The organism is Thermogemmatispora sp., from assembly GCF_019683635.1.
Lineage (GTDB): Bacteria > Chloroflexota > Ktedonobacteria > Ktedonobacterales > Ktedonobacteraceae > Thermogemmatispora.
The window spans coordinates 1-19840 of record NZ_JADGIA010000087.1 but is presented as its reverse complement, the minus strand read 5'-3'; the positions used below and the strand labels follow the sequence as shown (position 1 = coordinate 19840).

15 protein-coding genes and 1 rRNA gene are annotated in these 19840 nt (G+C 63.4%); 5 read left to right on the top strand and 11 right to left on the bottom strand.

The window, feature by feature from the left end:
* Positions 1–159 precede the first annotated feature (159 nt).
* A complete protein-coding gene (locus tag IRZ31_RS11365) occupies positions 160–1515 on the top strand; it encodes an ATP-grasp domain-containing protein (RefSeq protein ID WP_297153569.1) in 1356 nt (451 codons plus the stop codon).
* A gap of 141 nt (positions 1516–1656) precedes the next feature.
* Here the strand turns inward: IRZ31_RS11365 and IRZ31_RS11360 are convergent, their stop codons facing one another.
* Together IRZ31_RS11360 and IRZ31_RS11355 are read right to left on the bottom strand one after the other, a co-directional pair.
* Positions 1657–3153: a CUAEP/CCAEP-tail radical SAM (seleno)protein gene (locus IRZ31_RS11360; RefSeq protein ID WP_297153567.1), complete on the bottom strand. Its 1497-nt coding sequence runs from the start codon at positions 3151–3153 to the stop codon at positions 1657–1659.
* Positions 3150–3476: an oxidative damage protection protein gene (locus IRZ31_RS11355; RefSeq protein ID WP_297153565.1), complete on the bottom strand. Its 327-nt coding sequence runs from the start codon at positions 3474–3476 to the stop codon at positions 3150–3152. Before IRZ31_RS11355 ends, IRZ31_RS11360 begins: the two co-directional genes overlap by 4 nt.
* A gap of 112 nt (positions 3477–3588) precedes the next feature.
* Here IRZ31_RS11355 and IRZ31_RS11350 point away from each other — a divergent pair, with 112 nt between their 5' ends.
* Positions 3589–4578: a formyltransferase family protein gene (locus IRZ31_RS11350; RefSeq protein ID WP_297153562.1), complete on the top strand. Its 990-nt coding sequence runs from the start codon at positions 3589–3591 to the stop codon at positions 4576–4578.
* A gap of 19 nt (positions 4579–4597) precedes the next feature.
* Here the strand turns inward: IRZ31_RS11350 and IRZ31_RS11345 are convergent, their stop codons facing one another.
* From IRZ31_RS11345 to IRZ31_RS11330, 4 genes are all read right to left on the bottom strand, one after another.
* Positions 4598–5014, bottom strand: coding sequence for a response regulator (locus IRZ31_RS11345; RefSeq protein ID WP_297153559.1), 417 nt, complete (start codon positions 5012–5014; stop codon positions 4598–4600).
* Positions 5015–5520: 506 nt separating this feature from the next.
* Complete coding sequence (locus IRZ31_RS11340) at positions 5521–6024, bottom strand: universal stress protein (protein WP_297153556.1); 504 nt, start codon at positions 6022–6024, stop codon at positions 5521–5523.
* Between the two features lie 90 nt (positions 6025–6114).
* The gene (locus IRZ31_RS11335; RefSeq protein WP_297153553.1) at positions 6115–7431 is read right to left on the bottom strand and encodes an ArsB/NhaD family transporter; all 1317 of its coding nucleotides are present in this window, start codon (positions 7429–7431) and stop codon (positions 6115–6117) included.
* A 213-nt stretch (positions 7432–7644) separates the two neighbouring features.
* On the bottom strand, positions 7645–8328 hold the full coding sequence (locus IRZ31_RS11330; protein WP_297153550.1) for a hypothetical protein: 684 nt from the start codon (positions 8326–8328) through the stop codon (positions 7645–7647).
* A gap of 341 nt (positions 8329–8669) precedes the next feature.
* Between IRZ31_RS11330 and smc the strand changes: the two genes are divergently transcribed.
* Positions 8670–12554, top strand: a complete 3885-nt coding sequence (gene smc / locus IRZ31_RS11325) for a chromosome segregation protein SMC (RefSeq protein ID WP_297153547.1) — start codon at positions 8670–8672, stop codon at positions 12552–12554.
* Positions 12555–12746: 192 nt separating this feature from the next.
* A 5S ribosomal RNA gene (gene rrf / locus IRZ31_RS11320) occupies positions 12747–12863 on the top strand.
* Between the two features lie 117 nt (positions 12864–12980).
* Here rrf and IRZ31_RS11315 read toward each other — a convergent pair.
* A complete protein-coding gene (locus IRZ31_RS11315) occupies positions 12981–14150 on the bottom strand; it encodes an aminotransferase class V-fold PLP-dependent enzyme (RefSeq protein ID WP_297153544.1) in 1170 nt (389 codons plus the stop codon).
* Positions 14151–14496: 346 nt separating this feature from the next.
* Here IRZ31_RS11315 and IRZ31_RS11310 point away from each other — a divergent pair, with 346 nt between their 5' ends.
* Positions 14497–15063, top strand: a complete 567-nt coding sequence (locus IRZ31_RS11310) for a GNAT family N-acetyltransferase (RefSeq protein ID WP_297153541.1) — start codon at positions 14497–14499, stop codon at positions 15061–15063.
* 36 nt (positions 15064–15099) lie between these two features.
* Here the strand turns inward: IRZ31_RS11310 and thyX are convergent, their stop codons facing one another.
* The 4 genes from thyX to glnA all read right to left on the bottom strand — a co-directional run bounded on the left by thyX (position 15100) and on the right by glnA (position 19474).
* Positions 15100–16020: an FAD-dependent thymidylate synthase gene (thyX, locus tag IRZ31_RS11305; RefSeq protein WP_297153538.1), complete on the bottom strand. Its 921-nt coding sequence runs from the start codon at positions 16018–16020 to the stop codon at positions 15100–15102.
* Positions 16021–16349: 329 nt separating this feature from the next.
* A complete protein-coding gene (locus IRZ31_RS11300; RefSeq protein ID WP_297153535.1) occupies positions 16350–16568 on the bottom strand; it encodes a helix-turn-helix domain-containing protein in 219 nt (72 codons plus the stop codon).
* 236 nt (positions 16569–16804) lie between these two features.
* Entirely contained in the window at positions 16805–17797 is a 993-nt protein-coding gene (moaA, locus tag IRZ31_RS11295; protein WP_151728340.1) for a GTP 3',8-cyclase MoaA, read from the bottom strand.
* A 246-nt stretch (positions 17798–18043) separates the two neighbouring features.
* Positions 18044–19474 (bottom strand): type I glutamate--ammonia ligase, encoded by a 1431-nt coding sequence (gene glnA, locus IRZ31_RS11290; RefSeq protein WP_297153530.1) that lies wholly within the window; start codon positions 19472–19474, stop codon positions 18044–18046.
* Positions 19475–19840: the final 366 nt, after the last annotated feature.

Sequence of the window (19840 nt, the reverse complement as noted above, 5' to 3'; positions counted from 1 at the left end):
GTCCCGTCCATATCTTGCAGACGGTCAGGGAATACCCATCTGCGCTTGCCTGCCCTGGTACGACCAGAGGCCTCATCGGGCGGATTGAGAGCGGATAAGCCGTCTCTGCTTTTTACACGAGCAGTCTGCTCTGTGTGTGAGAGATAGACAAGGTGTGCTATGAAAAGTCAGCAACCACAGCGACCGTCATCGCCATCCTCGCAGCCACTGACTGAAGAGCGCCAGCGGGTCCTCCTCTTGATGACGCCCGCTACTTACCGGGGAGGAGCATTCGTCAGCGCCGCTCGTCGTCTGGGGCTGGAGATAGTTGTCGGACTGGACACGCCGCCGGGCCTGGCCGCCAGCCGCTCGCCGGAGGTCCTGGCCCTGGACTTTAAAGCGCCGGAGGAGGCTGTGCAGCGCATCGTCTCCTTTGCCCGCGAGCGCCCGCTGCAGGCAGTGCTCTCGGTCGATGATAGCGCCGTTGAGCTGGCGGCTCTGGCCAGCGCGGCTCTCGGTCTGCCTTGCAACGCTCCATCTGCCGCCGAGGCGGCGCGCGATAAGTACCTGATGCGCCAGCGTATGGCCGCTGGCGGCGTTCCCTGCCCGGTTTTCCGGCATTTCCCGCTGACCGCCGCTCCCGAGGCCATCGCGCATGCCGTCAGCTACCCGTGCGTACTCAAACCGCTGCGCCTCTCGGGCAGCCGCGGCGTCATTCGCGCCAATACCCCCGAGGAGTTTGTGGTTGCTTTTCACCGCCTGAAGCGCATCGTCCTCGCCGAGGGCTTTGATGAAGGGTCCACAGGCTTCCTGGTCGAGGACTTCATTCCGGGCTTCGAGGTCGCCCTGGAGGGACTGCTGACCGCTGGGCACCTGCAAGTCCTGGCCCTGTTCGACAAGCCCGACCCACTCGACGGGCCGTTCTTCGAAGAAACCATCTACGTCACTCCCTCGCGTCTGCCCTCCGCTGTCCAGGAAGCTATCCGCTCCTGCGTCGAGCGAGCTGCGGCCTCGATCGGTCTGCGCGAAGGTCCGGCCCATGCCGAGCTGCGTGTCAATGAGCAGGGGCCGTGGATGCTGGAGATCGCCGGGCGTTCGATTGGGGGACTGTGCTCGACGATTCTGGAGTTCGGGGCGGGAATGTGCCTGGAGGAGCTGATCTTGCGGCACGCTCTGGGTAGAGAGCTGCCCTCGCTGGAGCGCCGCCCGGAGGCCGCCGGAGTCATGATGATCCCTATTCCCCAGGCAGGCATTCTTAAGGGCGTGCAGGGAGTCGAGGAGGCCAAACAGGTTCCTCTCATTACAGGTGTTGAGATCACCGCACCTCTGAACAATCCACTGGTACCGCTACCGGAGGGCGCCAGCTACCTCGGCTTCATCTTCGCTCGGGGAGAGTCCCCCGCGGCAGTCGAGGAGGCCCTGCGCTCCGCCCATCGCTGCCTGCGCTTCGACATTCGTCGCGAGCTGCCCGTGCTCAATGCCGTCCTGACGCCACCTGCGCCATCGACGCCCTCTGAGCGCGCCCGCCGGGGCTAGCCCCCGTCTGGTCTGGTCTGGTCTGGTCTGGTCTGGGCCGAGACGGGCGCGCTCCGCTGCGGCCCTCTCCAGGCTGCCACTGCGCTCATGACCCTTCCCTGGCCCACGCTCTCTTCGCCTGACCGCTTTGGAGCGCAGCGTTCAGCCCCCCACACCACAGCAGCTGGAGGAAGCCGTCGCGGCGCGCTGCTGCTGGCCGGCTGGACCGCTACATGAGCCGAACTGGCCACGGGTCGGCTCTGCGCAGCAAAACCAGCTTTCGGTGAGGCGAGGTGGACGCCTGGGTTCGCCATAGCTCCTCAGTGCCGCCTCCCGGTCGAAGGACCGTCCGCAGACAGCCAGAGCCTCTTCTTTGATACGGAAGAAGGTCTCCACCGGATGCTCTCCCTGCTGAGCCGCCTCTTCGGCAAGCGCGGCCACTCGCTCTTGTAGACGATCCATGCGTGGATCAGGGTGCTGCCAGCGATAGCTGTAGGCAGCCTCATCCAGCTCTCCAAGCCAGGCTGGCCTGCCTTCGCTCTCCAGCAGCGCCGACCCGGGGGGAATGAGGAGCCGGATAGAGAAGTGGACCGGGTCCACTTGTTCTATCAGGTGGCGCTCCTCGAAGAAATCAAGCAGCGCCAGATAGCTTTCCAGGGTCTCCCAGGGCGAGAAAGGCAGGAGTGACGGGCGCAGGGTCAGTCCTACTTCCTCCATGAGGCCAAAGGCCGCCACGGCATCCGCGGCGCTGTGCCCCTTGTGCAGATGACGTAGCACCTCGTCGTTGAGCGACTCGACCGCCGAGACCACGAAGAGGCAGCCTAGCTCGCGCAGCTCTGGCAGCAGGTGACGATGCTTGAGCAGATGCTCGATCTTAATCGTGGCGTCGAAGGTCACCGTTGGGAACTCGCGGTGCAGCGCCCGAGCAATGCGCAGGGCGTGGGTCGGGCCGTTGAAGAAATCTGGGTCCCCAAAGGTGATGTGCTCGGCCCCCTGCTCCACCTGGGCTCGAATGTCTGCCAGAACAACTTCCTGGGGCACGGCAAAGAAACGCCCCCGGTAGACGGGAGTGATGGGGCAATGCAGACAGGTATGCTTACAGCCGCGCGTCGTCTCGGTATAGCCAGCCAGCCGGTACTGGCCGTTCCACTCCAGGCGGGCATAGCGCTGCAGCTCTGGCAAGCCGTGCCTCTGCGGCACCACGAAAGCCGGGCGCTGCAGCCAGGCTCCCGCCACCTGCTCGCGTGTGCGCACCCCTGGTACGCCTGGCTGCTCCTCTCCCCGCTCCAAGGCCCTCACCAGCGCCAGCAGCGGCTCCTCATACTCGCCTCCCAGCACTGCATCGGCCACCTCGCGCAGCAAGTAGTCCGCGTTCAGAAGCGCGTAGAGACCATAGAAGCAGAGATAGGCCCGGGGATTACTGGCGCGAATGCGGCGTGCCAGAGCCTCCCCCAGGCGCAGCGCCGTATGCATGGGAACAGAGATCGCTACCAGACGGGCGGCGCGGATCTCCTCCTCACTGAGCGGCTCGACAGCGCTATCGATCACTCGGGGCTGATAGCCGGCCTCTCGCAAGCGGGCCTGAAGTGAGGCCAGAGCCAGCGGCTGATGACCCAGCTCGTAGCAAGAGAGCAAGAGAATGGTACCAGGAGCCTTCATTTCTTGCGCGCCGGCCCGCCGCCCTTTCGGCCTGGTCCCACGCCAACCCCGGCGTCCTCGGGAATCCAGCCCTCGGGCCTCTGCTCTTCCTGGCTCCCGAAGAAAAACTCTTCCATCTGCTCACGCAGGAACTTGCGTGCCTCGGGATCAGCCAGGTTGAGACCGTAGTGATTGATCAGCAACGTGCGCTGGGTCTCCCACAGGCGCCAGGCTTGCTCGGAGACCTGTTCATAGATACGCTGGCCCAGCTCGCCCGGCATCGGCGGTTTCTCCAGCCCAGGGAGCTGACGACCCAACTTGACACAGTTGACCATTCGTGGCATGGTAGATACCCCACGCTTTCCCTGAAAATGCTGTTTGGCTACATGGTATCCAATGCTGAGAACAATGTCAAATAAGCCTGATCCTTCCGTATCTCGCCCTGGAGGGCCACGAGTGCTCTTCTTTGGCATGGAGGGGATCTTCTCGGCGCTGCCGCTCCAGGCCCTGCTACAGGCCGGTATCCCCGTCTGTGCCCTGGTGGTACCTGCTCCCCCCACTCCGCCGACGCCTTCGGGGCGGGTCCAAATCCCATCTCGCCCTCCTCTACGCCGCCTGCTGGCCCCTTCCCAGCAGCACGGTGTCCGTCCGTTGCTGCCCGTCGTTAACAGTGCGCTGGCAGCTTCACCGGTTGCCCTGGCTCTGGGGGCCGGTCTGCCCGTCTGGGAGGTCGCCCGCTTGTCAGCCGACGAGACCCGGGCTACGCTGGCCGCCTACCAGCCCGATCTGCTCTGCATTGCCTGCTTCCCGCGCCGTCTCCCTGCCTCTCTCCTGACCCTGCCACGCCTGGGCGCTATCAATTTGCATCCATCGCTCCTGCCAGCTCTGCGCGGGCCAGAACCGCTGTTCTGGGTCTTTCGCGAAGGACTCAGTGAAACGGGGGTCAGTGTGCACCTGGTCGAGGAACGTCTGGATACTGGCCCCATCGTGGCCCAGGAGCGCATCAGCGTGCCCGATGGGATCACCTACGCCGAGTTGGAACGGCGTTGCGCCGAACGCGGGGCCCAACTCCTGGTGCGCGCCGTGCAGGCCATCGCCCAGGGAACGGCTGAGTACTATCCCCAGGACGACCGGCGTGGCAGCTATCGACCCACCCCGTCACCAGAGGATCTACAGGTGCCGGCCCTGGAGTGGAAGGCTCGCCATGTCTATAACTTTATCCGAGGAGTAGCTGCCTGGGCTGGCCCACTGCCAGTCTTGGGCCAGGACGAAGTGCTGCTGGTGGACAACGCCCTGCACTGGTGGGACCCCCACGAAGGGCGCCCGTTTGCCCCTCCGTCCGTTCCACTGCCAGCAACCGAGCGGCTGCTTCGCTGCGGCAGCGGCTTTGTTCACCTGCACCTTGCTGCAACTGAGGCCATCGGCGCCTTGCCAGACAAACGCTGAGGGGACTTCCAAGGTGCGCTTAGCGCGACGAGGCCTCCCCTCCGAGCAGCCGCTCGATCGTCTCCAGCAGCTCATCTAGCTCTAAGGGCTTGCTCAGTCCCACGATCCGTCGTTGGCGGATCTCCTGCTCTGGCAGACGCGCACTCACCAGAATCGTCGGAATCGCCGCCAGATCCTCCATCGTCTGCAGCTGGTCGAACAATTCAATGCCGTTCATCCCCGGCAGCTGATAATCGAGAATCAGCAGCCCGGGCCTGATCGAGCGCACCGCCTTGAGCGCCTGGAAAGCATCATGGACCAGCAGCACGCGGTGTGAGGTCTCTTGAGAAATCGCCTGGACCAGGAAGGCGCCGATGCCATCGTCATCTTCCACAATCAGAATTGTTTTTGCCCCGGCTCTCTCCTCCGGCAGCTGCTCCTCACGCTTGTGTGACATAGGCTCATCTCACAAATCACTGCTTGGCGCAAGAGCCTATCGCTGCGCGGATCGCCTGCCACTCCCTGGGGGGCCTATGCTGGAGTGGTGCCATCTGTGCTGGCTCTTCTCGCCCGGAATGGTGCGCCCTATTTCGGTAGAGACCGAAATTTCCGAACGCTTTACGATTATATCACGCTGCGGCAATCCTTCTAGAGCCACGTCCTCCGGTAGAGGTCACTGTGCAAGCCAGCCCGGCCCTCTGCCGGCTGGCTCTGCCCTCCTGACTCCCTGGTACCGTCGGGGGAGTGAGGGAACAGCTCACTCGCCTGGCTGCTACTGATCTGATCTGACAGGAAGAGGCCGCCAGAGTCTTTCACGCCCGGCGGGCGCGGGCTGTTTCAGCCTCAGCCACTGCCCCACCGTCGCCGGCAGCATGGAACACAGCCCCGGAATAGACCGCCCTGCACTGAGAAAGCTGCAAGAGAGCAGGCCGCTCGCAAGACAATACGTCGGCGCCAGCGCGCTCAGGAAGCACTCGGGGGATCGGAAGGCAGCCTCCCGCGCAGCAACAAGACAGGACAGCCTGCATGATCCAGGACAAAGCGCGCCACATGACCGACCGAGGCCGGCCCTTGCTCAGGTCCGCGCCCATCACGCGGTGAACGGGCACAGAGCATGATCAGGTTGGCTCCCCACTCCTGGGCACAGCGCACGATCTCCTGCTCGGCTTTGCCCTCGCGCTGGAGCAGCTCCGCTCCGTTCACATAGCGGGCCGCCTCCTGCAGGATCTCCTGCGCCGTCTCTCGCTCAGCCTGGCGCAGCTGCTCCTGACGCACTGGTGGCAGATGCGGAGGACGCAGGAAGCGCTCCCGTCTTCGCTCCAGTTCCCCCAGCGGGCGTGTATCAATGACATAGAGCAAGCCCACCTGCAGCCGGTCACCAGCGAGCGGCCATAGCCGGGCAAGCGCCTGGCCCAGGACCTCGGCATTCACGCCATCAAGGCAGCAGAGCACACGCAAAGCAGACACCGCAAGACACCTCCGTTCCGTTCTTCTGCGCTCCGGCGGGCGGGCCATCAGCTGGCTGCCGCCGCCAGCGCTGCCCCTAACCCGACAGGATCAAACCAGGAGGAGAAGCCAGATCAGTGCGGCCCCAACCAGCAGCATCAGGGGCGTGACCAGGATGCCCACCTTAAAGTAGTCCAGCCCCGACACGTCAAGCTGGCGTTGGCGCAAGATGAGAAGCCAGAGCACTGTCGCCAGCGAACCAACTGTTGTCAGGTTCGGCCCCAGGTCACAACCGAAGATGGTCGCCACAACAAAGGCGAGCTGCGTCGTCGGCGAGAGCTGTCCGTGCAGCGCCTGGAGCGAGGCGCTCAGCACCACCGCCATTGGCACATTATTGATCAGATTCGTCCCCAGGGCAGCCCCCAGCGTCCCTACCAGGACAGCCCCCAAGGCGCTCCCTCCCGACAGGTGCAACAGCAGCTCGCCAAACAAACGCGTCAGGCCGGTTCCCTCGACAGCCTGCACAATGACAAACATACCCGCGATAAAACCAAAGAGCGACCAGGAGATGTGACTTGCCAGGGCACGTGGTCTGAACTGATGCCAGCGCACTGCCCCGATGAGTAAGAGGAGTGCCCCCGCCAGAGCAACACACGAGAGAGGAATGCCGCTGGCTGAAGCCACTACATAGGCTACCGCCACCGCCCCCAATACCAGGCAGCAGTAGCGAAAATAGCCCGGCTCCTTGATGACCTCCTTAGCGGAAGGCAACCGTTTCGGATCAAAGTCCCCTCGCACCTCTCGGCGGTAGAGCCAGAAAAAGACCCCTATGTTGACGGCAATCACCGCCAGCGCCGGCAGCAAGAGCAGCCGCACAAAGGTCCAGAGATCGAGCTGAAAGCGGGAAAGGACCAGAATATTGATGGGGTTGCTCACCGGCAGGAGGAAGGAAGCGCTATCGGCAATGAAGGTACAGGCGAAGAGAAAAGGGATGACTGGCAGCCGCAGGCGCGTGACAAGCGTATAGACCACCGGGGTCAGAATGAGAGCCGTCGCGTCGTTCGACAGGACCATCGAAATGAGGCTGCCGAGCAGAAAGACGTTGAGGAGCAGCAGACGCGCCCGCCGCCGCGCCAGATGCGCCGCGCCAATCGCCAGCCAGTCGAAGAGGCCAGCCTGGTCGGCGAAGGCGGATAAGGCCATCATGCCCAGGAAAAAGAGGAAAACGTTCCAGTCCCCCAGGAGCGTCTGGAGCGCCGTCAAGGGGCTGATCAGCCCCAGCAGGAGTAGGAGAGCTGCCCCAGCCAGGGCAATCAGCGCCTCGTTCCAGCGGAAGGGACGCGTCATGATGCCGACCAGCGTCAGGAGCGCGATCAGGGCCGTCAGGAGCGTCCGCGTGAGTACCGGTAGTGGAAAGACTAAGAACATGGGCGCCTGCCAGGGTTGAGCCAATGCAATCACTGGAGAGCAGAGAACACAGAGAACGCCAGGGCGACTGCAAGAGCGAGCTGCCACGGCCCTGGAAGGCTTCAGACCAGGCTCCCCCCAACCCATCCGGCGGCCCCGGCTAGCCGTCGACCTGCCCTGCCTCTGCCTGCAGGATAGCAGACAGCCAGGTTTTGCGTCAAGCGAGGCGCGCTCTCAGGGCCGCGGCCCCGATAACGGTGGTCCCGAGGGTGGTCTTAAGCCCGAGTGACCACCTCCCGACGGCCATGACCTGGATGGCAGACGCAGCGACGGCGCCAAGGGGGCAAGCGGCGGCCCCTCCGGTGTGGGCCTGTGGACCGACGTTGCCTGCTCCTTGCTCCGCCCCCTGCGCCGCTTCCACAGGCTTGCTCCTCCCCCCAGACTCAGGACCGCTCCCAACAGGCTCAGCCCCCCGCCAAGCGGCCAGTCGTTTTCGTAAAAACCCTGGGGATTCTGACGATACAGCGTGCTCTTGAACTCCTGCATCACGGCCCCGTTGAGATCGTAGAGCGTCAACGCCACAACGGGATAGGCCGGACCAACCAGGTGCGTCCCCAGCTGGGCGCGTACATCAATCGCCGCACTCTCATCGGGACGGTAGAGCAATGCAACCAGCATCAAATCTTTGAGCGTGGCTGTCCCCTTGATAGGCGGCAGAAAGTCCTGCTCTCTGAGCAGATAGAGCGTAGGACTGCCTTCCAGCTGCAAATACCCCTCGTGAGTCTGGGGGTCAGACAGATAATGAGCAATCACCCCGCGTCCACTGCTGCGATACGTCACCTGGTGCGATCGCCAACCCACGACCAGGCCCAGGCCCACGATCAGCAGGCCAGTCAGACAGATCAGCCAGCGCAGCATCTCTCTCGACGCTCCTTCTCCTCAGGCGGCAGCTATCCCGCCCGCCATACTGCTCGCCTTGCCTGCGACGATCGAGCACCCCCTCTGCAAGGGCAGGCTCCCGCGCGACGTGGCTCTATAGAGAGAAGTATATCTCATCGACGCCCGTCTTGGGGAGCAGAATCACCGCCGGCGCCGCCAGAGGTCCCATTGCCAACACCAGATTCGCCCTGCCTGCGCTCGTTGGTTCAGTGGCCCGTCTGGCTTCCTGGCCTGCGCTCTCGACGGCAGGCCCGCGCCTATGGTATCATCGGGGACACGACATACGGGACAACCTTGGGACCACAAACCAGGAACAAACGGTGTATCTGAAGCGTCTGGAGCTACTCGGCTTCAAAAGCTTTGCAACACGCACCTGCCTCGAATTCAGTCCGGGCATCACTGCCGTCGTCGGGCCGAATGGGGCCGGCAAGTCCAACATTGCCGATGCCATTCGCTGGGTCCTGGGCGAGCAGAGCATGCGCCAGCTCCGGGGCAGGAAGAGCGAAGACATTATCTTCGCCGGCGGGCATGGCAAAGCCGCCCTCGGCATGGCAGAGGTCTCGCTAACCATCGACAACAGCACCGGCTGGATGCCGTCGGAATATAGCGAGATCACCGTCACGCGGCGCAGCTACCGCTCCGGCGAGAACGAATATCTCATTAACAAGCAGAAAGTCCGGCTCAGGGACGTCCTGCTGCTGCTGGCACAGGCGCGCATCGGTCACGATTCCTATACCGTCATTGGGCAGGGCCTGATCGACGCCGCCCTGAGCCTGCGCCCCGAGGAGCGACGCAGTCTCTTCGAGGATGCCGCTGGCATTCGCCCCTACCAGGTGCAGCGCGCCGAAGCTGAGCAGCGCCTGCGCCAGACCGAGGGCAATCTGCAGCGCCTCCACGATATCGTCAACGAGATCGAGCCTCGCCTCGGACCGCTCGAAGAGCAGGCCAGACGCGCCCGAGAATATGCTCAGCTGCAAGAAGAGCTGCGCCAGGCTCTGGTGGCCTGGTATCATCTCCAGTGGCGCCGACTCCAGGCCGTGGCCACGCGCGCCGAGGCCGCCGAGAGCGAACAGGCAGCACGCCTGCGGCAGCTGGAGCAGGCGGTGGCCGCTGCCGAAAGCCAGCGCGGAGAGCTGCTGCACCAGCGGCAAGAGGCGCAACAGCATATCAGTGCCGCCCGCCGTGCTGCCGGCGAAGCGAACGGACAGCTCCAGCGCCTGGAGCGTGAACTGGCCGTCGCCGAGGAGCGCGTCACTGGTCTGCAGCGCCAGCGCGAGGAGCAGCAGCGTCAGGAGCGCCAGCTGCGCGAGCGACTCATCGCCACCCAGCAGCGCCTTACCGATCTGGAGGAGGCCCGCGAACAGGCTCGCGAAGCCCTCGACGAGGCGGCCCAGGCGCTGGCCTCTCTGGAGGCGACCGTCGCTCGTGTTCAGAAGGACTACGAGCTGGATGAGCGACGCTTGCGAGCCGCACAGAATGATCTCATCCAGACACAGGCGCGCCTGGGAGCCACTCAGACCGAGCTGGGACGTCAGCAGAAGCACCTGGGGGAGCGCAATCGGGCGCTGGCGACACGCCGCGAGGCGCTGGCCCAGGCTCAGCAGGCCCTGCGCTCCCTGGAGACGCGCCTGGCTGAGCAGCGCTCACAGCTGCAGGTGGCCCGCGACGAGGAACAGCAACTGACGCAGCGCAAGCAAGCGCTCCAGCGCAGCCTCCAAGAGGCCCAGCAGGAGCTGGAGCGCCTCAAAGGGCTGCTGGCTGAGGCCGAGCGGGCGCGCCGCTCGCTGGCCGATCGCCTGGCCATGTTGCGCACCTGGCAACGCAATCTCAGCGGCTATAGCGAGGGGGTTCGCGCCTTGCTCCGTGCTCCGCGCGAGCAGGTGCCCGGGTTGCTCTCCCCCTTGCCGCGCCTCGTTCTGGCGCCAGCAGGATTGGAGCGCGCCATTGAGGCTGCTTTGGGCGAGGCCCTGCAAGGCGTCGTAGTGACAACACGCGCCGACGCCGAGCGCTGCCTGGCTTACCTGGAGCGCAGCCGCGCCGGACGAGCCTTGCTTCTCTGGCTGCACGAGGAACCGGCCCCCTCCAACAGTGTCCCCGCCTCGCCAGCCCACCCCTCCCAGGCCGAGCAAGAGCGAGCCGCCCTGGAGCAGCTCCTTAGCCAGTCGCCTCCCCTGCGCCCGGCAGTGCTGGGTCTGGCCTGGCAGCTCGTCGAGTGTGAAGACCAGTACCAGCCACTGTGCTACCGTTTGCTGTCGGGCGTCCTGCTTGTGGAAGACCTGGCTGCCGCTCCCCCGATCCAGGCCCAGGCCCAGGTCTTCGCCGACCGCGCGGGGCGGCCCTTACGGGCCCTGGTGACGCGTAAGGGCGAGGTCCTCTCACTGCAGTCGGGCTGGCTGAGCGGTGGCAACGCCCAGGAAGAGCAAAACGGCGGTCTCCTTCACTATGAGCGCGAGCTACGTGAGCTGCCGGCTCAGCTGGAAGAACAGAAGGCCCACATTGATCATCTCAATAACCTGATGAGCGAGATTCAGCGGGCACAGGAAGGGCGACGCGCCGAGCAGGCCGCTCTTGAGCGCGAGATCCAGAAGAACGCAGCCCGCCTGCAGGAGCTGGGCCGTGCTCTGGCCAACAGCGAGCGCGAGCAAGAGCGTCTCCAGACCGAGCTGAAGCTGGCCACCTCGGTCGAGCAGCAGCTTGCGGCAGAAATCGCTGGCCTGGAGCAGGAGGTCCAGGCAACCCGCGAGCGAGTCCAGGCCCACGAGCGGGCCCAGCAAGAGCTGCAGGGCCTGGTTGAGGAGCTGCAGGCCCAGGTCGAGGAGCGGGCCGCCGCCTATCGGCGCCAGCAGGAGGAGCTGGGACGCCTGCGCACCCAGATGGCCGTCAAACGCCAGGAGGCCAAAACGCTGGAGCATCAGGTGGGCGAAGTTCAGGAGCAGCAGCTGGATCTGCGCAACCAACTTGAGCAGCAACAGCTGCGCCTGCGTCAGGCAGAGGAGCAACAGCAACGCCTGCACGAGAACATCACGCGTCAACGGAGCGAGCTGGAACAGGCCCGTGAGCAAGCCAGGCAGGCTGGCCTGCTCGTCCAGCAACGCGAGCAGGCCCTGCGCGAGCTAGAGCAGCGTCTCACGGTCAGTGAGCAGGAGCTGGCCACGCTGCGCCAGGAGCACGGTCAGTGCGAGATCCTCTATCGACGCTGCCTGTTGGAAAGCCAGCGGGCCCGCGATGCGCTCGAAGCCTTGCAGGGCCAGCTGCAGGAGGACCTGGGTCTGAGCCATCCACAAGAGCTGATCCCTCTTGCCCCCCAGGCGGGGCCAGTGGAAGCCGAGAGCACAGCCCAGGAGGGGGATGAGGAGGCCACGCTGCGCCGCCTCCGTCGTCAGATTGAGCAGGCGCGCAGTCGTCTCAAGGCCCTCGGAGGCTGTGATCCCGACGCCCCACGCCAGTATGAGGAGGAGCGCCAGCGCTTCGAGTTCCTCAGCTCCCAGATCGCTGACATGGAACAGGCCGCTCAACAGCTCCACACCATTATCAGTCAGCTCGACGCCACCATGACACGCCAGTTCGAGACCACCTTTGAGGCCGTCAATGCTCGCTTCCGAGAGCATTTTCGTACCCTCTTTAACGGCGGTCAGGCCCGCCTGGAGCTGGTGGTCAGCAAGGGAGGAGAGCGCTCACCAGAAGGTTCAACAGAGCGCTCCTCTGCTGGCAGCTCCCCAGGAGGACTACGCGAGCGGGGACACAGCAACGCGGCCCGCAACGGGCACGGCGCCGTGGCCGAAGAGGAGGCTGCCACCCTAGAGGAAGCTGCCAGCACGGCCCGCAGCGGCCTTCCCTTCGGGGTCGAGGTCATTGTCCAGCCTCCCGGCAAGAAGGTGCAGGATCTCTCCTTGCTCTCTGGCGGTGAGCGCGCCCTGGTCTCCGCTGCCCTGCTCTTCTCGCTCCTGGAGATCAATCCACCACCTTTCTGCCTCCTGGATGAGGTTGACGCGGCCCTTGATGAGTCCAATGTCTCGCGCTTCTGCGATATTCTCAAGCGCCTGGCCGAGCGCACTCAGTTCATCGTCATCACCCATAACCGCGTGACAATGACCGCCGCTCAGGCCATCTACGGCGTCTCAATGGGTAGCGACAGCGTTTCTCGCCTGGCCTCGCTGCGGCTAAGCGAGGCGGAGGCCGTGGTGGCTCGCCAGCGCTCAGGCTGAGCTGCAGCCCCTCCCGCTACCATCTCTCTGCCAGGATGGGCCGGAGCAGCTTCCTTCCCAGAAAGGCAGCCCGGCTCCGGCCCCCTCCTCCTCTCCCATTTTTTCCTCTCTCTGAATTTCCCTCTTGACAGGATCGGCCACCCTATGCTACTATACCTCACGTCAAGCGCAGACGCCTGTGAGTGCAGGTGAATCGGCGACTATAGCGGAGAGGGTACACCCGTTCCCATCCCGAACACGGAAGTTAAGCTCTCCAGCCCCGATGATACTGCGGGAGAAGTCCCGTGGGAAAGTAGGACGTCGCCGCTTCACCCGCGCTCACGGGCGTTCGTCGTTGTCAGCCCCTCTGGCCCCCAGCCCGGAGGCACCGGGCGGGTTCCTCCCCTTCCAACCAGCGCCTCAACCTCGCCCCGCCTGTTTGCCCTCCTAGGGCCAGGCCCGCAGAATCGCCGCCACTCGTTCCAGCTCTTCTTCGGTATTGTAAAATCCTGTCGAGAGACGCAGCGCCTGACGCTCGTGAATGCTCCGAATCAGGACATTGTGCTCCTCCGCCAGGCGCTGGACGACAGCTTCTGGCTCCGCCCGCGCAAAGGTGAACGAGAGCAGACCACTGGCCCCCGGCTGCGGCGTCAGAATCGTGACCCCCGGCACTTCGCTGAGCAGTTCGGCAGCATAGCGGTTGAGGCTCGCAATGCGCTCCTGCAGCCAACGATGGCCAACCTCCTCGGCTAGCCAACGCAAGACACGGCTCTGTCCCACGAGAGCCGCTGTTTGTCTTCCTCCCAGTTCAAAGCGCTGCGCCGTCTCTTGAAGCTGCCAGACCCCGCTGTGCTCATGCTTGAGCGAATAATAGCCAACGTAGGTCGACTGCACCTGCCCCAGCGCTGTGCGCCGAACATAGAGACCTCCTGTCCCATCAGGACCACAGAGCCACTTCTGCATCGGAAAGGCGTAGAAGTCGACATCTAGCTCCTGCACATCAACGGCGATCGCTCCCGCGGCCTGGGCTCCATCGACAAGCACTGGCAGCCCATGACGCCGTCCAAGCGCTGTCACCGCGCTGACATCGAAGCGCGCCCCGGTCATAAAGGAGACGTGCGAGAGGACAATCAGACGCGTACGCGGGGTGATGAGCCTGGCGATCTCCTCTTCCGCTGGACGCTCTCCACGCTCGCCCAGGTCGGCGATGCGCAGGCGTATGCCGTAGCGCTCGCGCAACTGGTAGAGTGGAGCCAGAGCACTGATATGCTCGTGGTTCGTCGTAATCACTTCATCGCCTTCTCGCCAGTTGAGACCAAAGGCAATGATGTTCAGCCCCTCACCAGTGTTGTCCGTCAGGGCAATCTCCTCAATGTCGGCATGAAGCAGCTCGGCACTGCGTTGCCTGGCCTCTCGATAGTGGCCCAGCAAGGCGGCATGCGCCTCCGCTCCAAGACGACCCTCCCGCCATTCCTCTTGAAGTCGCTCTTGCATGGCCTCAATCACGCAGCGCGGTAATGGCCCGAAGGTTCCGGTGTTCAGATAGGTATGCGCGGTCGTCGCCGGCATGGCTTCCCGGATCGCCTGGAGTCTCTGAGCAGCAGCAGAATCGCGCAAGACCATACTCCTTTGCTCGCTTGATGGTGGTTCTTGGTAATGCCCTCTTTCGCTCTCTCCCCCTCTCGCCACATAAATTGGAATCCATCTATTTGAGAGCGCTGGCACTTCACATTATATGACAGCCAGCCGGTGAAGACGGCGGGGCCTGAGAGGCACTGAGAGACAGGCCACCTGCGGCGACTGGAGGAGGCCGGGCCAGGGTCGGCATTGCCCGGAGAAGAGGAAACGCGTTATCATAGGAGGGGTGCGGTCTCTCCCTGCGGCTCGGCGCTCTTGATGCTGCGCTACGCGGGCCTGGCGGGCGCGCCGCACCCCTAACTTATCCTCAGCAGCAAGGGAGGGAATGCACGTGCGCGTTCGCGAGGCACGACCAGGCGACCTGGAGCAACTCAGGGATCTCCAGCAGCAGGCCCAGAGCGTAGACGGCTGCCTGTTTTCGCAGGCTGCCTGGGAGGACTGGCTGACAAGGTCTGACCTCGGTGAACCAGCTCCGCCGCTCTTCGTGTTGCTGGACGACGACGATGAGCTGAACACCTGGGGGCAGGGGGGGACGCTTGAGGGACTGGAGGGCGAGCTGATCGGCTATACCCTGCTGCATCTGATATGCGATGAAGAAGGCTACCACCTGCGCTGCGAGGGCACAGTTCACCCAGCTCATCGCCGGCGCGGTGGCGGGAGGGCGCTGCTGATCTGCGCCCTCAATCGAGCCCGGCTCTGGGGGACAGAGCTAGAGGACGAGGGTCAGCAGCAAGGGCTGCCACTCTGGTTCGAGGTCCTGCTCCCGCGCCGCGACCCGGCTTCGGAGCGGCTCGCAGCTCGCTGGGAGCTGGAGGCTGTCGCTGACGTCACCTGTGCGGGCCAGCGGGCTGCCGACGATGGCTTCCGTCTCTATCGCCGTCCGCTGCTCTAGCCTTTGGCCAGCATACGGCCCTGTCCGTCCACCCGCTCACACCTTCTCATATGGCGTGCGCACGCTATAGGTACCGTCCGGCAGGCGCTCCAGCGTATAGTCTCCAAAGAGGACAGGATCGACCAGGGCCAGACAGACAAAGATGCGGACCAGCAGCTCACGGATCTCGATCTCGGCATGGGGCGCAGTCCGCTCCTCAATCACATGGCGCCAGGCCCGTGCATTGGCCGTCACTACCAGTGGCGCCTCCGTCTCATTGGGCAAAAGCGAGCGTGAGCACTGCTGCACGCGCTTGCGCAGATCGGTGCGCGCCTCCGCGCTCAAGAGCGGATCACCGGCCTGCTGGCGGGCCAGCAGATACTCGCTCAGTTCCGCGTACTCAGCCGCGGCCCGCTCGATGCGCTGCAAAAAGAGGCGATGGAGATGCTCATCCTGGCGATACTCGGGGCGCTCAACAAAGCGGAGGGTGCGCCCATCGACAAAACGCTGACTGGTCTGCGAATAGCTGAAGCCGGCGCGGTGGCGAATCAGTTCGTGGGTCAGGCTGCGTGAGATGCCATAGACAAAGAAGCTAAACGTCGCATGCTCCAGTACCGAGCCATGCCGCGACGCTTTCAGATTATCGAAATAACGCCTGGCCTGGGCGTTCGCTGTGCGCCTCGGCCCGAAGCTCAGATAGCAGGTCTGCCCCGCCACCTTGCAGAGCTGAGCCCCGTCGGGCAAAGCCGTCGGATCAGCGACATATTCATCGAAGTGATACGACGGATCGAAACCTGCCAAAAAAGTGGCCAGGCCCTGCACGTTTGTCTGGGGACGCGCCAACAGCACCACCCCCGGGGCGGTCAGGTAGGGAACGCCAGCAGGGGAGTGCTGAACCGGGACATGAATGGCCACAAAGCCGGCGTGGGACTCGCCTTGCAGCTCGTGAAACAACTCTTCGGCGGATCGCTGTGCCATGTGCTCTCTCCTCTTCTGGTGGCTCGTGCGTGAGGTGACAGGTGACGGGCGCCCGTTGCCCTTCGCTGTGTGCCTTTCTCCCCGCAGCCACTGGCTGCCTGGCGCCAGTGCAGGGGCGGAGACAACACGCTCAGGCTGGCGACCGACAGACAGCGCGCACCGGCGAGCCGCTGGCTCGCCTTGCCTGCAACCTGTCCTGTCATCCTGCCGGTCCTCTCTCGCCTGCAGGCAGCAGGCGCCAACAGTCTACCACATCCGGCGAGGAAGGGGCAGCAGTCAGAATGCCCACGAGAGGAGCAGAGGCAGGCTGGCCGTGGTCCGCGGCCAGCTCACTCGCGAGCGGGGGCCGAGGTAGGAGCCGTCTGAGCTGTCAGCAGGGCCTCAAGCGTTGCACGGCGGATGCGGTAGGCCTGGCGCCTGCCACGATGCGGGAGAGTAACGGCCTCCAACATCCCTGTTTTAATCCAGCGCCGCACCGTTGTATCGTCTACCCGCAATTGACGGGCCACCTCGCGCACGGTCAGCAAATCGAGCGCTTCGTATTCCACAGCATTTCCCTCCTGGTCGCTTCGAAGGCCTTGCCACTTCGAGGCAGGAGAAATGCCCCATCTGACACAGCTCTGGCCAGTGTCAGGGACCCAAGGGACCAGCCTCGCCTCAACGGCACTCGAAGCTATATCGTGTCTATTTGTCTATGCATTCAGAGAGACGAACATTTCCCTGTGAGGTAACATGTGAAGGGCGTGCGATCAGCGAATCAGATGATGAACGTGAAAAGGGGAGCTTATCCACCAATCATGGACATCGTGCGGTTCGCACGTCTGAAGCGCTTATCGCCAATATAGTGTTTCAGCTCCTTATGCCAGACAGCGTGGCGAATAATCGCCATCAGCTCCTCATCGGAAGCGCCCGAGCGCAGCGGCGTCCGCAGATCGGTTTCCTCGGTCGCAAAGAGGCAGGTGCGCAGCTGGCCATCGGCGGTCAGACGGATACGATCGCAGGTCGAGCAGAACGGTTCGCTGACAGGATTAATAAAGCCCACCTCGCCGATGCCATCGCTGAAGGTGTAGCGGCGGGCCGTTTCCGCAGGATCGCCCTGGATGGGCACCAGTGGCCCGTACTCGGCCTCGATGATGGCCTTAATCTCGGCTCCTGTCAGGATATCCTCTTTGCGCCAGATCTGATCGGCATCGAGTGGCATGAACTCGATCCAGCGCATCACGTAGCCTTTGCGCCGGGCCAGACGGACAAAATCAAGCACCTCCTCCTCCGTGAAACCGCGCATCGCCACCGCATTAATCTTGATGGGGCGAATGGTTGGATATTTCTCCAGCTCCTCCAATCCCTCAAGCACGCGGTCAAGCTGATCGCGGCGTGTCAGACGGGCAAACTTCTCACGCACCAGCGAATCGAGGCTGACATTAATACGCGTCAGGCCGGCCTCAGCCAGCGGGCGGGCCAGTTGCTTGAGCAGCACCCCATTGGTCGTCAGACTGAGGCTGTGCAAGCCCTCGATCTGGCGCAGCCGGCGCACCAGCTCAGGGACGTCACGGCGCACCAGCGGCTCACCGCCGGTCAGGCGGATCTGCTCAATGCCCATGCGGACCGCCAGGCGGGCCAGCCGCTCGATCTCCTCATAGGTCAGAATCTCGGCCTTCTTTAGCCACGGCAGCCCCTCAGCGGGCATGCAATACGTACAGCGGAAATTGCACTTATCGGTGATAGAAATGCGCAGATTGCGGATGCGCCGGCCATAGCTATCAACAAGCGGGTCCATAGACTGCCTCTCCAGACAGAGCGAGGATGACATCGTACCGCGTGGTAGAATAGACATTCAATTATATCATAGCTGGAGAAAAGCCGGCCAGTCAGCCAGGTCGCTCAGCCGGGTCGGCGCTCTCTCGGGTTCCATCCTGAGCACCGGGAAGCGACCCAGAGGCAGAAAAGAAAAAAAGGGCGGACTCGGGATGCTAGCTTAGCACCGCGAGTCCGCTTGCTTGTGCGTACGATCAGCTCAGAAGGATCAGGCGTCGTAGTAGAGGGCGAATTCAATCGGCACGGGGCGCATGCGCACCTCATTGACCTGAGCGCGCTTCAGTTCAACATAGTGTTCGAGCACGTCAGTCGTGAAGACGTCGCCTTCCAACAGGAACGCGTGATCATCTTCCAGAGCCTTGAGGGCCTCCTCCAGCGAGCCCGGAACCGAGCCGATTTCACGCAGCTCCTCCGGGGAGAGGTGATACAGGTCGCGATCAACTGGCCCGAAACCGTGCTCGCTGGGCTCGATCTTGCGGCGGATGCCATCGAGGCCTGCCATCAGCAAAGCAGCGAAAGTGAGATAGGGATTGGCCGTTGGATCTGGCGGACGAAACTCAATGCGCTTCGCCGATGGGCAGTCGGTATTGGGAATACGCACAGCGGCGCTGCGATTGGCCTTCGAGAAGACCAGGTTGACCGGGGCCTCGAAGCCGGGCACCAGCCGCTTGTAGCTGTTGGTCGTCGAGGCGGCAATGGCCAGCAGCGCAGGGGCGTGCATCAGCAGGCCGCCGATATAATAGCGCGCCGTCTGGGAGAGGCTGGCATAGCCCTCGGGGTCGTAGAAGAGCGGGCGCTCGTCCTTCCACAGGCTCTGGTGCACGTGCATGCCGGAGCCATTGTCGCCGAAGATCGGCTTCGGCATGAAGGTGGCCGTCTTCCCATGTTTGCGCGCAGTGTTCTTCACCACATACTTGTAGATCATCAGGTTATCGGCGGTCTTGACCAGCGTGTTGTAGCGAATATCGATTTCGCACTGGCCAGCCCCACCGACCTCGTGATGCTGAGCCTCGACCGGAACGCCCAGCTCCTCCAGCGTCAGAACCATCTCACTGCGCAGATCCTGGAGCGTGTCGCTGGGTGGAACCGGGAAGTAGCCCTCTTTCGGGCGCAGGCGATGGCCCAGATTGACGCCGCCATTGCGGCCATTATTCCAGTGCGCTTCATCCGAATCGACCTCGGCGTACTGGACATTCTGGGTGGAGGAGAAGCGCACGTTGTCAAACACGAAGAACTCAGCCTCGGGGCCAAAGTAGCTCACATCGGCGATCCCAGACGAGCGCAGGTATGCCTCCGCCTTGCGCGCAATCGTCCGCGGGTCGCGGCTATAGGGCTGCTTATGCGCGCCCGGCCCTGGGTGGGCAACAGTACAGATGAGGCTCAACGTGGGGATGCTGGTAAAGGGGTCCATGAACGCCGTATCTGGATCGGGGATTACCAGCATGTCGCTGTCGTCGATGGTCTGGAAGCCGCGGATGCTTGATCCGTCAAAATACTTCCCCTCGACGAAGGTCTCTTCATCCAGCTCGTGCAAGGGAACGCTAAAATGCTGCCAGGTGCCCGGTAGATCAACAAATTTGAAGTCTACCATCTTGGCACCGCGCTCCTTGGCAAATTGTAGAACTTCTTCAGGTGTCATGCCGTCGAATTCTCCTCTTTACTGGTCTCTCCCCAGCCTCTTTGCCGGACACGCCTTCGGCTCTCGTCGCCACTCTGTGCTTTTGACTTCTGACTGTTCGTCGCTCGCTATCTCTATCCTGCTCAACTGGTGGCAATCGGCGCGCTGGTGCCCAGCAACGCCATCCAGGGCAGCTGCCTCCTCCTCTTGCCCTGTCCTCGTCCACCCGCCGGCTTCTCTTCTGCCAGTTGAGGCCAGCTCCCCTACTTGCTTTTATGATACGTCCCTCTTGCTGCAGAGACTACGGGCACTTTGTCTGAAAGCGAGGCGCTCACTTTTTTTGATATTTGGCCAAAAATTAGCGCGGCTTAGGCGCGGGGTTGTGTT

Bases quoted from the DNA above. Each gene is read 5' to 3' on its own strand.
- IRZ31_RS11365 (WP_297153569.1), top strand. From the start codon at position 160: ATGAAAAGTCAGCAACCACAGCGACCGTCATCGCCATCCTCGCAGCCA.
- IRZ31_RS11360 (WP_297153567.1), bottom strand. From the start codon at position 3,153: ATGAAGGCTCCTGGTACCATTCTCTTGCTCTCTTGCTACGAGCTGGGT.
- IRZ31_RS11355 (WP_297153565.1), bottom strand. From the start codon at position 3,476: ATGCCACGAATGGTCAACTGTGTCAAGTTGGGTCGTCAGCTCCCTGGG.
- IRZ31_RS11345 (WP_297153559.1), bottom strand. From the start codon at position 5,014: ATGTCACACAAGCGTGAGGAGCAGCTGCCGGAGGAGAGAGCCGGGGCA.
- IRZ31_RS11335 (WP_297153553.1), bottom strand. From the start codon at position 7,431: ATGTTCTTAGTCTTTCCACTACCGGTACTCACGCGGACGCTCCTGACG.
- IRZ31_RS11330 (WP_297153550.1), bottom strand. From the start codon at position 8,328: ATGCTGCGCTGGCTGATCTGTCTGACTGGCCTGCTGATCGTGGGCCTG.
- IRZ31_RS11310 (WP_297153541.1), top strand. From the start codon at position 14,497: ATGCACGTGCGCGTTCGCGAGGCACGACCAGGCGACCTGGAGCAACTC.
- thyX (WP_297153538.1), bottom strand. From the start codon at position 16,020: ATGGCACAGCGATCCGCCGAAGAGTTGTTTCACGAGCTGCAAGGCGAG.
- moaA (WP_151728340.1), bottom strand. From the start codon at position 17,797: ATGGACCCGCTTGTTGATAGCTATGGCCGGCGCATCCGCAATCTGCGC.
- glnA (WP_297153530.1), bottom strand. From the start codon at position 19,474: ATGACACCTGAAGAAGTTCTACAATTTGCCAAGGAGCGCGGTGCCAAG.